Raw genomic sequence first — 12,963 nt, 5'->3', positions numbered from 1 at the left:
ATATTCCGGCCAACCGGAAAATGCGAGGACGCCTGAAGCAACGACGGTGCGGGCCTTTTTGTTCTCTCCCTGCTTTCCATCAGCGGGGGTTACTGAAGAGGCACACCATCATTGCCGGAAGTGCGGTTGGGACTCTCCCTCCAATCCATGGCAGACAAAGCCGAACTTACACCGCACCGCGGCGTTGGTTCACCATCCGCGCATCGAGCGCTTGCTATGGTTCCGGGGTCTCCACCGGCTGGTTCCAATGCGAGCTATCGTATGCCCTTTGTCCTCCGGTTCATGCCGGAGCTCTGGAATTGGAAGAGGGAATCGATATGACCACCCAGCGCATCCGCGACTTTCTCGCAACCCGACGTCCCGATGGTCCCTGCCTCGTGGTTGACCTCGACGTCGTTCGCGACAATTTCCACGCCTTCCGTCACGCTATGCCGGACAGCGCCATCTATTACGCCGTCAAGGCCAACCCGGCTCCGGAAGTGCTGAAGCTGCTCGCAGGCCTCGGCTCCAATTTCGATTGCGCATCCGTTGCCGAAATCGAAATGGCGCTTGAAGCCGGTGCGACCGCCGCCCGTATCTCCTACGGCAACACGATCAAGAAGGAACGTGACGTTGCCCGCGCGCATGCGCTCGGCGTCAGCCTCTTTGCGGTCGACAGCCACGAGGAAGTCGAGAAGATCTCGCGCGCCGCTCCCGGCGCCCGTGTCTTCTGCCGCGTGCTCACCGATGGTGAAGGCGCTGAATGGCCGCTGTCGCGCAAGTTCGGCTGCGTCCCGCAGATGGCTGTCGACGTTCTCGTCTACGCCCATCAGCTTGGCCTGCAGTCCTATGGCGTCTCGTTCCATGTCGGTTCGCAGATGACCAAGGTCGATGCCTGGGATTCGGCACTCGCCGATGCCAAGCGCGTCTTTGTATCGCTTGCCAAGCAGGGCATCCACCTGCAGATGGTCAACATGGGCGGCGGCTTCCCGACCAAGTACCTGCGTGACGTTCCGTCCGCAGAAGCTTACGGCAAGTCGATCTACCAGGCGCTGCGCACGCATTTCGGCAACCAGATCCCGCAGACGATCATCGAGCCGGGCCGCGGCATGGTCGGCAATGCCGGTGTGATCAAGGCGGAAGTCGTGCTGATTTCGAAGAAGTCGGACAATGACGATGCCCGTTGGGTATTCCTCGACATCGGCAAATTCGGCGGTCTCGCCGAGACGATGGACGAAGCCATCCGCTATCCGATCCGCACGGATCACGACGGCGACGAGATGGAGCCCTGCGTCATCGCCGGCCCGACCTGCGATTCGGCCGACGTGCTCTACGAGAAGAACCTCTATCCGCTGCCGATCTCCCTTTCGATCGGCGACGAGGTCCTGATCGAAGGCACCRGCGCCTATACGACGACCTATTCGGCGGTCGCTTTCAACGGTTTCGACCCGCTGAAGGCCTACATCATCTAAGGTCGTTTCCGTCGGCCCCGTAACCAATCGGGGCGGCAACTTCACAATTTTCTTTCATCGCCGCTGATAACGGTATTGGGTACGGGAGGCCAAGATGGCCGCTGTTCTTGATTCTGTCCGCGCATTCTTTGCGCCTACCACTTTCGCCATCGACGCCGAAAATCCCTCGGATGTCGTTGCTCGCGAAAACCTGCTCGACCGCGTCATGGGCCCGGATCGCCGCAAAAAGTCGTCGGAGAAGATCCGCCGCAACCGCGTTCCGGCCGAGGGCCTTGCGCTGGTGGCGCGCGATCGCGACGGCCATGTCATTGGCTCGGTGCGCCTCTGGAACATCGAGGCCGGCGTCAATGACGAAGGCACGCCGATCAATGCGCTGCTGCTTGGACCGCTCGCCGTTGCGCCCCATCACGGCGGCAAGGGCATCGGCTCGGCGCTGATGCGCGCAGCGATCCTCGAAGCGAAGAAGCGCGGGCATGGCGCCGTCCTGCTCGTCGGCGATGCTGCCTATTACGAGCGTTTCGGCTTCTTTGCCGAGAGGGCTCGCCATCTTGTCATGCCGGGTCCGTTCGAACGTTCGCGCTTTCTTGCGCTCGAACTCACGGAAGGCTGGCTTGACGGCGCGGCCGGCATGATCGTCCCTTCGGGACGCATGCTAGCCAGCGCGCCGGTTCGCCGCGCAGCTTGAGCTGTGCCGATCGGCCGGTCGGGGTTGGGAATCTTTCCCTCCTGGCCGGCAATGTCCGCGCCGCTTGACCATGGAGGCAGGCGGGCCTGTCGTGGGTGCGGCGCGGATTGTCTTTTGACGGGTGCGCGGCTGTGGTCAGCTGGGTAAGCGTCGCACGCGAAAACACAATCGCGTGAAAAGTGGCGCCGGCACGCGAACAAATCGCTGCGATATCCTATCTTGCGCCGCATGATCCGCCTTCTCTCCCTTCTGCTTCTTTTCTGCCTGCCGCTTGCCGCAACGAGGCCGGCGGCTGCCCAGAGCACTGCTTCCGGCGTCAGCGGGCTTGGTCCGCGTCTCGACCACGCGGCGAGCGACCCCGCGATGAGGCCTCTCAAGACGGTGATCGTCGCTCGCGACGGACGAGTGCTCGGCGAACGCGGGTTCCATGGTCATTCGCCCTCGGAATCGACCAATATCAAATCCGCTTCGAAATCGATCATCTCGGCGTTGGTCGGTATCGCCATCGATAAAGGCCTGCTGAAGGGGCCGGATCAGAAGATCGCGCCGATCCTGAAGGCCGATCTCCCGGTAACGCCAGACCCGCGCATCAACGACATCACCATCGGCAATCTCCTCTCCATGCAGGCTGGGCTCGATCGCATGTCGGGGCCGAACTATGGCCGCTGGGTCTCTTCGCGCAACTGGGTGCGCTTTGCGCTCTCGCAGCCTTTCATCGATCAACCCGGTGGCGAGATGCTCTATTCCACCGCATCCACCCATCTGCTGTCGGCCATTCTCACCAAGGTCGGGGGGCAGTCGACGCTGGCGCTGGCGCACGAATGGCTGGGTCCTGTCGAAGGCTTCCGCATTGGCGCATGGGAACGCGATCCGCAGGGCATCTATCTCGGCGGCAACCAGATGGCGATGAGCGCCCGGTCGCTGCTTGCCTTCGGCGAACTCTACCGCAACGGCGGCAAGACCGCCGACGGCCGCCAGATCGTCCCTGCCGACTGGATCTCGCAATCGTGGCAGCAGCGCACAAACTCGCGCTTCTCGGGCGATGAATATGGCTATGGCTGGTTCACGCGGCAGATCGGCGGCGAGCAGGTGCATTTCGCCTGGGGTTATGGCGGGCAGATGCTCTATATCGTGCCGTCGCTCGATCTCACCGTCGTCATGACCTCGGAAGAGAGCGGTCCATCTGCCCGAAACGGCTACAGGGACTTGCTGCACGATCTGTTGGCGGACATTATCGGCGCGGTGCGGGCTGCCTGACGACGGTGCCGCGCGTCTCTGCAGACGCGCAAAGGACGCTGTAACGCTTGAATTGCTGCATTATGCCGCAGGAAAACCTCGCGATCGTTAAATTCTTAGCGAAGCGCCCAATCAAACCGCAAAACGCTTCCTGTAAATTCCGCAAGAATTTCGGGAAAGCGCCATGCTGCTGGATCTCAGGACAATCTATTTCATTGTTGCCGTGAGTTGTTTCGTGCTGGGCATCCTCCAGCTTGCTGCCTACGCGACCGGCCGCTTCGAGAGGTGGCCGCTTTGGTGGGGTTTGAGCAACCTTCTTGTCGGCGTCGGGTCCTTCCTCGTCGCGTTGCGCAATCTCGTTCCCTACTCCGTCTCGATCGACGGCGGCAATATCGTCACCATCGCCGGCTACATGCTGATGTTCTTTGCCGTGCGGGTGTTTTCGGGGCGGGCGCTCGACCAACGCACTTTCTGGCTTGCCATCTTGCTCGTCAGCGTTCCTGTCGTCCTCATCGTCAGCGATCCATCGGCAGTCTCGGCGAGGCTCCTCTACGTCTCCGTCATCTGCTGCCTCTGCGATCTTGCCGTCGCAAGGGAGGCAATCAGCATTGTCCGGCGCGAAAAGCTGTATTCGGCAGCCCTGCTTGTCGGCCTCTATATTTGCACTGCGGCGATCTTTGCGGTTCGCAGCATTCTCGCGGCGACCGGTGAGATCGGTGGGCCGGATCCTTTCGGCGGTAGTACAATTCACAGCTGGATGGCGGTATCGGCGGTCGCGTTCATCATGCTTCGCAGCATGGCGATGGTGCTGATGGCTGCCGAGCGCAGCCGAAATCAGCTGACGGAACTCGCTCACCATGATCCGCTGACCGGCGCCCTCAATCGCGGTGGCCTTGCCCAACATCTGCCGGCTCTCGGTTCCCAGCCGGTATCGTTGCTGATCATCGATATCGACCATTTCAAGCAACTGAACGACAGGCATGGCCATGCCGCCGGCGACGACATCCTGCGGCTTTTCGCCAGTGTTTCGAGGGGCATCATGCGCTCCGACGACCTGCTTGCCCGTCAAGGTGGGGATGAGTTCCTGGCGGTGCTGAAAAATGTTTCCCGGGAGGATGCAGTGGCGATTGCCGAGCGCATTCGTCTCGCCTTCGCCGCCGCCGTCATGCAGCGGCCGGATCTGGTAGTCTTTCCGACGCTGAGCATCGGCGTTGCCGCGCGTTCGGAAAGCGGCGGAGATTTTGAACGGCTGGTGCAGAAGGCCGATGAGGCGCTCTATCGTTCGAAGCGCGAAGGCCGCAACCGGGTCGAAGTCTTCGGGGAAAATCAGCAGGCCGCGTAGGAACGGGGCGAATGTTCCTATCTCGGAGCGGCCCTATCTTTTTGCCTTTGCGCAATTCCGGATGCAAAACCGCTGCGCACTTTTGCTGGAATTGCTCTAGATATTCTGGTCCATCGTTTCGGCCGGGATCTCGTCCGCGCGGTGGACGCGCACGAGCGTTGCCGGCACGCCGGCGACGGTGCAATGCTCGGGGACCGGCTTCAGCACGACACTGCCGGCGGCGACTTTGCTGAAGGCGCCGATTTCGATATTGCCGAGGATCTTCGCGCCCGCGCCGATCATCACGCCGTGGCGGATCTTCGGGTGGCGGTCGCCGGTCTCCTTGCCGGTACCGCCGAGCGTGACGTTCTGCAGGATGGACACTTCATCCTCGATGACAGCCGTTTCGCCGATGACGATGCCCGAACCGTGGTCGAGCATGATGGACGCGCCGATCCGTGCCGCCGGATGGATATCCGGGCCGAAGACCAGCGAAACGAGATTGGCGAGCCAACTGGCGATCTCCGGACGGCCGGAGACCCAGAGCGCATGGGCGATACGATGCGTCTGCAGCGCATGAAAGCCCTTAAGATTGAGAAGCGCGTGCAGAAATGTCGTGCAGGCCGGATCGCGCTCGCGCACGGCGATGAGATCGGCCTCGACCTTCCGCATGATATCGCCATCAAGTGTGGACAGGATGAGATCGAACAGATCACCGGTTTCCACCTGCGCCACGGAGAGCCGCGCGGCCAGCACGCGGGCGATGATCTCATCGTTGCCAGCGGTGTCCGTTACCTGAGCGGCAAGCAGCTGCTGCAATATCGGCTCGCGTGCGGCAAGCTCGGCCGCCTCGGCGCGGATCACGGTCCAGACAGATGCATCGCCCAAAGGCTGCGGCTGTTGTTCGGTCAAACCGAGGCCGGTCGATTTCGACATTCCCGTTTCCTCTGTCAGCCAGGGTGGCGCGCAAAGCGCTTCCGGTGTGGTTCATGTTTCGCCTGGGCCAGGCGTTTGGCAAGCCCCGATTATAGTCTAGCCGTCCGACGGTCGCAGGTCAGGTGTCCGCTCCGGAAGCCTGCGCCAGTGATAGAGCACATCCGGCTCCCGTTCTTCGTTGTCGGTGCCATCGGTCTCCTCTTCGGCGGTAAAGCCGTGCCGTTGGTAGAACGCACGAGCGCCCGCATTGCGCTGGAACGTCCAGAGCCTGATCTCGTCCATCTCTTCCTTGGCGCAGCCAAGAAGCAAGGAGCCAATGCCCATGCCCTGAAAGTCGGGAAGAACGTAAAGCTGCTCTATCCAGTTGTCGCCATAAGCGATGACACCGACGAGCCGGTTGCCCATGGCAGCGCCGAGGATCGAGCAATTCGGCAGCAGATGCATGCGCCAGTACTGCTCCTCTTCCTCGGGTGTATGCACATCCGGCAGCCAGGGCAGCCGCTGGCATAGGGCGACACGTCTGATTTCAGCTGCGGCTTGCATGTGGTCGGCCGTCAGCGCCACGATTTCGGGTTCCGTCAGGGCGTCGTCCATTACCGGCAGCGGGGCTCAGGCCGAAATATCGATGACGCCGCAGTCGCCGGCTTCGGAGCCGAAGGCGAGCAGCTTGCCGTTTTTGCTCCAGCTCATCGCCGTGATCGCGCCCTTGCCAGGTCGGCGCAGCAGCGCTTCCTTGCTGTCGGCGATGCGCACGGCCAAGATCATGCCGTCAACGAAGCCGATGGCGAGGATATCCTCGAGCGGATGGAACTTCACCGCGGTCGCCATGATATTGGCGCGAGTGCCGAGCTCCAGCGGCGCCTTGCCCATCGGCCCGTCCTTGCCCTGGAAGGGCCAGACGATTGCCGCAGGCGCGCCTGAAGACGCGAGCCACTTGCCCTTGACCGACCAGGAGAGCGATTTCACCTTGGAGGGGTAGCCGGTCATGCGCATGTGGCGGGCTTCGGTGCCGGGCTTGATGTCAAGCTTCCAGCCGTGCAGTGCGTTTTCCTGCATCGAGGTGACGAGGAAATTACCATCAGGTGAGAAGGTGACGCCGGTATGCGCACCCTTCCATTCAAGATCGACCGGCTTGGCGTTCATGYCGATCCAGTGCAGCGACACGCCGTTGTAGCGCGCCGCCGCGATGCGCAGACCTTTCGGCGCAAAGGCAAGGCCCTCGACCGTGCGCTCCTCGGGAAATTCCTTGGTCGTGCCGTCGGCAAGACGCACAAGCGAACTCTTGCCGTAGGAATAGGCAACGGCACCCTGTGGGCCGGCTGCAACCTGCGAAATCCACTTGCGGGGCGCGGTCGCCATTTCGCTGACGCTGCCGTCGGCGGCAATGCGCAGCACCTTACCGTCCTCGCCGCCCGAGATCAGGCTCTCGCTGTAGGGATCACGAATGGCGGTGAGCATGCCCTGATGGGCTTCGGAAACCCTGTCGCCGCCATCCAGTCGGTGGAAAGTACCGTTTGCGCTTGCGAAGAAGGGAACATCACCTAAAAATTCGACGGCCAGAACGTGGCCGTCGAGATCAAGCGGTGCAACTGTCGGCATCAGGCGGCTGCCCCGCAGGCCTTGAAGGAGGCTTCGAGCTTCTCGCGGTCGAGTTCGCGGCCGATGAAGACGAGACGGCTCTCGTGCTTTTCGCCTTCCTTCCACGGACGCTGGTGATCACCCTCGATGATCATGTGCACGCCCTGAACGACGTAACGCTCGGGATCGTCCTTGAAGGCGATGATGCCCTTGAGACGCAGAATATTCGGCCCCTGCGTCTGGGTGATCTTCTGGATCCAGGGGAAGAAGCGCTCCGGGTTCATCTCGCCGCCGCGCAGCGACACCGACTGCACCGTCACATCGTGAATCGCCGACATCGCCCCATGTTGATGGGCGCCATGGTGATGATGGTCGTGACCGTGGTCATCATGCTGATGACCGTGATGATCATGGTCATGATGGTGGTGGTCATGATCGCAATCGGGGCCGCAGACATGGTCGTCATGGCCCTGCTCGAGGAAATGCGGATCGTTTTCGAGCGCGCGTTCCAGGTTGAAGGCGCCCTGATCGAGCACGCGGGCGAGATCGACGCCGGAGCGGCTGGTCTTGTAGACGCGGGCAGCCGGGTTGATGGCGCGGACGATATCCTCGATCACATCAAGTTCTTCCGGGGTCACGAGGTCGCTCTTGTTGATGATGACGACGTCGGCGAAGGCGATCTGGTCTTCGGCCTCGCGGCTGTCCTTCAGGCGCAGCGGCAGGTGCTTGGCATCGACGAGGGCGACGACGGCATCGAGCTCGGTCTTGGCGCGTACATCGTCATCCATGAAGAAGGTCTGGGCGACCGGCACCGGATCGGCAAGGCCCGTCGTTTCGACGATGATGCCATCGAAGCGGCCGGGACGGCGCATCAGGCCTTCGACGACGCGGATCAGGTCGCCGCGCACCGTGCAGCAGACGCAGCCATTGTTCATCTCATAGATTTCCTCGTCCGACTCGACGATCAGGTCGTTGTCGATGCCGATTTCGCCGAATTCATTGACGATGACCGCATATTTCTTGCCGTGATTTTCGGAGAGAATGCGGTTGAGCAACGTTGTCTTGCCGGCGCCGAGATAACCGGTGAGCACGGTAACGGGAATAGGCTTCAGGGTGGAGATCGCGTCGGTCATGAGAACCTCTAGGATTAGGCGTGCGGCCGAGCGGCTTGGGATCGGCTGCTTGAACGGTTGGTCTCATATAATGGCTTGAGCGTGGCAGTTCAAAGGGTTTTATAATGTTATAAGATCACATCGTTTGCACGGCGCAGACGACCCATATTTACCGCAGTTGAGTGATTTCGAATGCATCGACATCCTCCAGCAGTTCCACCAATCCTTTGACCGAATGCGCAATCAGCGCCTCACCCTTTTGCGCCGTCGAAGCCGCGGCGTTGCCCGCCACGCCTTCCGTGTTGAGATCCGACATCTTCCAGCCGAAGGCGTGCGGCCCGTAGGCGCGCAGGTGCTTGAAGCGCCCGGCGAATTCCGTCTGTCGCGAGGGAAAGTCCGCCGCCTTCGCCATATCAACCTTGTCGGGATGAAGCGCCAGCATCACCGAGGTCTCGATATCGCCGCCATGGATGCCGATCGCCTTTTCCTCCGACGTGATCACGCCATCCGGCACGCCGAAGCGGGTCCAGCTCGTTGCCACCGCCAGCATGGCAAAGCGGACCCGCGCCTCGGTCGCGACGACTGATATGACGGGTGAATTGCCGCCATGGGCATTCAGCATCACGAATTTACGGATGCCCCGCTTCGCCAGGCCCTCGGCGATGCCGAGCCAGCGGTTTACCGCTTCGTCGAAGGCAAGCGTCTTCGTTCCTTCAACGTCCATATGCTCTATGGAATAGCCGATGGCTTCGGCGGGCAGGAAGGTGACCGGCAGGCCGGCGGGCAAGGCTATCTTCAATCGCCCGGCAATGCCTTCGGCAATCAGCGTGTCGGTTTCGAAGGGCAGGTGAGGGCCGTGCTGTTCATGGGCGCCAAGCGGCAGCACGGCGATCAGGTTGCGCCCATCAGGGGCAAAGGCCGGGTTGCCGTCCTCGAAGCGCGGCGAAGGTGTCATCATCCGGTCGTTACCTCTTGTTTATGACGAGATCCTGCGCAATGTCATATCGCAGCGGCGTCGGGGCTTAAAGATCAAAGGGATGGCTATGGGAAAGAAGCGCAAGGACGGCAAAAAGAACAAGTCCAAGAAGAAGGACCAGACCGAGTATACGCTCGTCGATCTCTCCCCGGCTCTGACCCAGGCGGCGCGTTCCATGCGGACGGTGCTGTCGCGCAACCTGCTGGAAAGCGGCCTTTATGCCGGCCAGGATGGTGTCATTCTGTTGCTTGCCGAGAGCGATGGTATGACGGCCGGCGGCCTTGCCCAGAAGCTCGGCGTCAAGGCGCCGACGATGACGCGCACGATCGGCCGCATGGAGGCGCAGGGCTTTCTAGAGCGCAAGCCCGATGCCGAGGATGCACGCCTGACCAAGGTCTACCTCACCGACCTCGGCCGTGGCAGCGTGCAGGGGATCGAGATGGCGGCTTCGGCCTGCGACATGCTGGCGACGCAGGAGTTCTCCGAGAAGGAAATTCGCAATCTTGTCCGATTGCTGAAGGCGATCGATGCCAATCTGCAAGCCGAAGCCATTCATATCGAAGAACCGGACGAAGACTGAAATTTCCCCGAAAGACGAATTGCTTCCACCGATTAAATCTTTTAATTAAACATTTTAAGGGCCGCGCCGGTTTGACGGCGGGGTCTTGCTGCTTACGTGCTGCCTGGAGGAGGACACGTGGTCCAGAAGATCAAGCTTTCGACTATTGCCGAAACGCTCGGCATTTCAACGGCGACCGTATCGCTAGCCTTACGCGACAGTCCGCTCGTCGCCGGCAATACCCGGGAGAAGATCAAGGAGCAGGCGCGCGCGCTCGGCTATATCTACAATCGCCGTGCCGCCAGTCTTCGCACCTCGCGCTCCGGCATCATCGGCGTCGTCGTGCACGACATCATGAACCCCTTCTATGGGGAGATCCTGAAGGCGATCGAAAGCGAGCTCGACCGCAGCCGCCACACCTTCATCCTTTCCAACCATTACGACAATGTCGAGAAGCAGCGCACCTTCATCGAGACGCTCCTGCAGCTCGGCGGCGACGGCGTCATCATGTCGCCGGCGATCGGTACGCCGCCTGAGGACGTGCAGCTGGCGGAAGACAACGGCATGCCGGCGATCCTCGTCGCCCGCTCGATGGAAGGACAGGACCTGCCGACCTATCGCGGCGACGACAGCTATGGCATCTCGCTTGCCACCAACCACCTGATCGGCCTGGGTCATCGCTCGATCGCCATGATCGGCGGCACGGACCAGACATCCACCGGCCGTGATCGCTACCAGGGTTATGTCAATTCGCTGCGCAAGGCCGGCATCGAGGTCGATCCGAACCTGCGCATTCCAGGTCCGCGCTCGAAGCAGGGCGGTTTCGAGGCTGCAGTGCATTTCCTTTCGCTGCCGCAGAAGCCGACCGCGGCCGTCTGCTGGAACGATCTCGTGGCGATCGGCCTGATGAACGGCATTGCACGCGCGGGCCTGGTGCCGGGACGCGATATTTCCGTCACCGGTTATGATGATCTCGAGGAGGCCTCGATCGCCACCCCGGCGCTGACGACCGTCTGGAACGGTCAGGCCGAGGTCGGGCGCCTGGCAGCCCGGGCGCTGCTTGATCGCCTTGCCGGCAGCCATGAGCCTGATGGCATGCATCTGATCAAGCCGGAAATGCGCATTCGCCAGTCCACCAGTCCCCATCGGCCCCGCGCCTGAACCACGACCGCCATCCAAGAGGAAAAGCCATGTCCCGCATCGCCATTCTCGTTCCTGGGAAGATACATGAGCGTGTTCTCGAAAGGCTGAAGGATCGTTTTGAGATTATTGCCGTCGCACGCGAGGAGAAGCTTGCGCTGGACAGCGAGACCGCCGGCCGTATCCGCGGCGTCGCCGTTTCCGGCTCCTTCCCGGGCGCCTGGATGGAGCAGCTGCCGCATGCTGAAGTGATCGCCAATTTCGGTGTCGGTTATGACGGCGTCGACGTGAAACATGCTGCCGAAAGGGGCATCATCGTCACCAATACGCCTGATGTGCTGAACGACGAGGTCGCCGATACGGCGATCGGCCTGCTACTGAACACGGTTCGCGAACTGCCGCGGGCCGAAGCCTGGCTGCGTGCGGGCAACTGGAAGCCGGGCACGGCCTATCCGCTGTCGCGCTTCTCGCTCAAGGGCCGCCATGTCGGGCTTTATGGCCTTGGCCGCATCGGGCTCGAAATCGCCAAGCGGCTGGAGCCGTTCAAGGTGAAGATCAGTTATCACACACGTTCGCGCCATGCCGACGTGTCCTACGATTATCACCCGACGTTAAAGGGGCTGGCGGAAGCGGTGGATACGCTGATCGCCATCGTTCCGAAGACGCCGCAGACGCACAAGACGATCGATGCGGATATTCTGGCAGCACTCGGCCCTGACGGCATTCTCGTCAATGTCGGCCGTGGCTGGACGGTGGACGAGGCGGCGCTGAGTGCCGCCCTTGCCTCCGGCGCGCTCGGGGCTGCCGGCCTCGACGTCTTCTATGAAGAGCCGACCGTGCCGGCCGACCTGTTGGAACCGACCAACGCCGTGCTGCTGCCGCATGTCGCCTCCGCATCCGTGCCGACGCGCAATGCGATGGCCGATCTCGTCGCCGACAATCTCATTGCCTGGTTCGAGAAGGGTGCGGCTTTGACGCCGGTGCCGGAGACGCCGCAGAAGGCTTAGGCGCGGGTTGGTTCGGCGGACGATGCTTGCTGCCAAGCAACAGACATAGCGCTTCGCGGGCGCCTGGAATCAGGCGATCGCCTGCGCGGAGATGACCGGCAGCTTGGCAGCGGCATAGGCGCGGACGGCGTCGCCGAAAGCGGCGAACAGCTGGTTCGAGGACTTGTCGGTTTCAGCCCAATATTCCGGATGCCATTGCACGCCGACGGCGAAAGCCTTGGCGTCGATAACGGAAACGGCCTCCACCGTGCCGTCCTCGGCGATCGCTTCCACCTGCAGGCGTGGGGCGGTTCTGGCGATTGCCTGGCGATGCAGGGAATTCACGCGGATCTCGCCCGGACCGAGAATGCCTGCGATGCAGGAACCTTCCTTGACGTGGACGGTCTGGCGAATGGCGTACATGCCGTCCCGGTCGACGCCTTCCGGCCGGCGATGGTCCCAGATTCCGGGCTGCTCCTGGATCTCGCTTGCCAGCGAGCCGCCGAGGGCGACATTCAGCTCCTGGATGCCGCGGCAGATGGCGAGCAGCGGGATGGCGCGGTCGATGGCGCGGCGGATGAGCGGCAGGCTGGTGGCGTCGCGGGCGGGGTCGAAGGGGCCGTCCTTGTCATTCGCCTCGGCACCGTAGAGGGAGGGATGAACATTGCTGGCCGAACCCGAGACCAGCAGGCCGTCGACGCGGTCGAGGATCGCGTCGGTATCGTAGCCCTCCTCGAAAGCGGGGATGATGAAGGCCATGACACCGGATGCGTTCAATGCGGCGCGCAGATATTGATGCTGCACGGCATGCCAGGTCGCGCCGTCGAAGCTGCGGATATCGGCAGGAATGGCAACGATCGGTTTCGTCATATCAGCCCCGGTCAAAATCTTTATTCTCGTCGTTTCTTCCGCCTGAACGGCCGTCAAGTCAACGCTTGGCTGTATCAGGCGGCCAAATTGCGACGGAAGCGGCGCTCTGCCTT

At 61.9% G+C, this 12,963-nt stretch carries 13 protein-coding genes; 7 read left to right on the top strand and 6 right to left on the bottom strand.

The window, feature by feature from the left end:
- The first annotated feature begins 317 nt into the window (after window positions 1-317).
- The 4 genes from odc2 to AC1D1Z_RS21015 all read left to right on the top strand — a co-directional run bounded on the left by odc2 (window position 318) and on the right by AC1D1Z_RS21015 (window position 4,714).
- Window positions 318-1,451, top strand: a complete 1,134-nt coding sequence (gene odc2 / locus AC1D1Z_RS21030; RefSeq protein WP_477851635.1) for an ornithine/lysine decarboxylase — start codon at window positions 318-320, stop codon at window positions 1,449-1,451.
- 94 nt (window positions 1,452-1,545) lie between these two features.
- Window positions 1,546-2,136 carry a GNAT family N-acetyltransferase gene (locus tag AC1D1Z_RS21025; protein WP_018243601.1) on the top strand — a complete coding sequence of 197 codons (591 nt, stop codon included), beginning with the start codon at window positions 1,546-1,548 and terminating at the stop codon, window positions 2,134-2,136.
- A gap of 228 nt (window positions 2,137-2,364) precedes the next feature.
- On the top strand, window positions 2,365-3,393 hold the full coding sequence (locus tag AC1D1Z_RS21020) for a serine hydrolase domain-containing protein (RefSeq protein ID WP_047622396.1): 1,029 nt from the start codon (window positions 2,365-2,367) through the stop codon (window positions 3,391-3,393).
- A 163-nt stretch (window positions 3,394-3,556) separates the two neighbouring features.
- Entirely contained in the window at window positions 3,557-4,714 is a 1,158-nt protein-coding gene (locus AC1D1Z_RS21015; protein ID WP_047622398.1) for a GGDEF domain-containing protein, read from the top strand.
- Window positions 4,715-4,810: 96 nt separating this feature from the next.
- Here the strand turns inward: AC1D1Z_RS21015 and cysE are convergent, their stop codons facing one another.
- From cysE to AC1D1Z_RS20990, 5 genes are all read right to left on the bottom strand, one after another.
- The gene (gene cysE, locus AC1D1Z_RS21010; RefSeq protein ID WP_047622399.1) at window positions 4,811-5,629 is read right to left on the bottom strand and encodes a serine O-acetyltransferase; all 819 of its coding nucleotides are present in this window, start codon (window positions 5,627-5,629) and stop codon (window positions 4,811-4,813) included.
- 96 nt (window positions 5,630-5,725) lie between these two features.
- A complete protein-coding gene (locus AC1D1Z_RS21005; protein ID WP_130653062.1) occupies window positions 5,726-6,223 on the bottom strand; it encodes a GNAT family N-acetyltransferase in 498 nt (165 codons plus the stop codon).
- 15 nt (window positions 6,224-6,238) lie between these two features.
- On the bottom strand, window positions 6,239-7,228 hold the full coding sequence (locus AC1D1Z_RS21000) for a WD40 repeat domain-containing protein (RefSeq protein WP_477851634.1): 990 nt from the start codon (window positions 7,226-7,228) through the stop codon (window positions 6,239-6,241).
- The gene (locus AC1D1Z_RS20995; RefSeq protein WP_018243595.1) at window positions 7,228-8,340 is read right to left on the bottom strand and encodes a CobW family GTP-binding protein; all 1,113 of its coding nucleotides are present in this window, start codon (window positions 8,338-8,340) and stop codon (window positions 7,228-7,230) included. The genes AC1D1Z_RS21000 and AC1D1Z_RS20995 overlap by 1 nt, the downstream gene beginning before the upstream one ends.
- Window positions 8,341-8,488: 148 nt before the next feature.
- Window positions 8,489-9,277, bottom strand: coding sequence for a creatininase family protein (locus AC1D1Z_RS20990; RefSeq protein ID WP_047622402.1), 789 nt, complete (start codon window positions 9,275-9,277; stop codon window positions 8,489-8,491).
- A gap of 85 nt (window positions 9,278-9,362) precedes the next feature.
- Between AC1D1Z_RS20990 and AC1D1Z_RS20985 the strand changes: the two genes are divergently transcribed.
- The 3 genes from AC1D1Z_RS20985 (at window position 9,363) to AC1D1Z_RS20975 (ending at window position 12,001) form a co-directional block, all read left to right on the top strand.
- Window positions 9,363-9,875 (top strand): MarR family winged helix-turn-helix transcriptional regulator, encoded by a 513-nt coding sequence (locus AC1D1Z_RS20985; protein ID WP_018243593.1) that lies wholly within the window; start codon window positions 9,363-9,365, stop codon window positions 9,873-9,875.
- A 117-nt stretch (window positions 9,876-9,992) separates the two neighbouring features.
- Window positions 9,993-11,015, top strand: a complete 1,023-nt coding sequence (locus tag AC1D1Z_RS20980; protein ID WP_003542973.1) for a LacI family DNA-binding transcriptional regulator — start codon at window positions 9,993-9,995, stop codon at window positions 11,013-11,015.
- A gap of 29 nt (window positions 11,016-11,044) precedes the next feature.
- Window positions 11,045-12,001, top strand: coding sequence for a 2-hydroxyacid dehydrogenase (locus AC1D1Z_RS20975; protein WP_047622404.1), 957 nt, complete (start codon window positions 11,045-11,047; stop codon window positions 11,999-12,001).
- Window positions 12,002-12,070: 69 nt separating this feature from the next.
- On the opposite strand, the gene AC1D1Z_RS20970 is transcribed toward AC1D1Z_RS20975, so the two are convergent.
- Complete coding sequence (locus AC1D1Z_RS20970; RefSeq protein WP_018243591.1) at window positions 12,071-12,850, bottom strand: gamma-glutamyl-gamma-aminobutyrate hydrolase family protein; 780 nt, start codon at window positions 12,848-12,850, stop codon at window positions 12,071-12,073.
- Window positions 12,851-12,963 lie beyond the last annotated feature (113 nt).

It is taken from the genome of Rhizobium sp. P1_E1 (genome assembly GCF_056406015.1).
Note: the sequence above shows the minus strand (reverse complement) of the source record. Positions and strands in the feature narration are given on the sequence as shown.

Excerpts from the sequence above, each read along its gene's own strand:
- AC1D1Z_RS21025 (WP_018243601.1), top strand. The coding sequence starts at position 1,546 with ATGGCCGCTGTTCTTGATTCTGTCCGCGCATTCTTTGCGCCTACCACT.
- AC1D1Z_RS21020 (WP_047622396.1), top strand. The coding sequence starts at position 2,365 with ATGATCCGCCTTCTCTCCCTTCTGCTTCTTTTCTGCCTGCCGCTTGCC.
- AC1D1Z_RS21015 (WP_047622398.1), top strand. The coding sequence starts at position 3,557 with ATGCTGCTGGATCTCAGGACAATCTATTTCATTGTTGCCGTGAGTTGT.
- cysE (WP_047622399.1), bottom strand. The coding sequence starts at position 5,629 with ATGTCGAAATCGACCGGCCTCGGTTTGACCGAACAACAGCCGCAGCCT.
- AC1D1Z_RS21005 (WP_130653062.1), bottom strand. The coding sequence starts at position 6,223 with ATGGACGACGCCCTGACGGAACCCGAAATCGTGGCGCTGACGGCCGAC.
- AC1D1Z_RS20995 (WP_018243595.1), bottom strand. The coding sequence starts at position 8,340 with ATGACCGACGCGATCTCCACCCTGAAGCCTATTCCCGTTACCGTGCTC.
- AC1D1Z_RS20990 (WP_047622402.1), bottom strand. The coding sequence starts at position 9,277 with ATGATGACACCTTCGCCGCGCTTCGAGGACGGCAACCCGGCCTTTGCC.
- AC1D1Z_RS20985 (WP_018243593.1), top strand. The coding sequence starts at position 9,363 with ATGGGAAAGAAGCGCAAGGACGGCAAAAAGAACAAGTCCAAGAAGAAG.
- AC1D1Z_RS20975 (WP_047622404.1), top strand. The coding sequence starts at position 11,045 with ATGTCCCGCATCGCCATTCTCGTTCCTGGGAAGATACATGAGCGTGTT.
- AC1D1Z_RS20970 (WP_018243591.1), bottom strand. The coding sequence starts at position 12,850 with ATGACGAAACCGATCGTTGCCATTCCTGCCGATATCCGCAGCTTCGAC.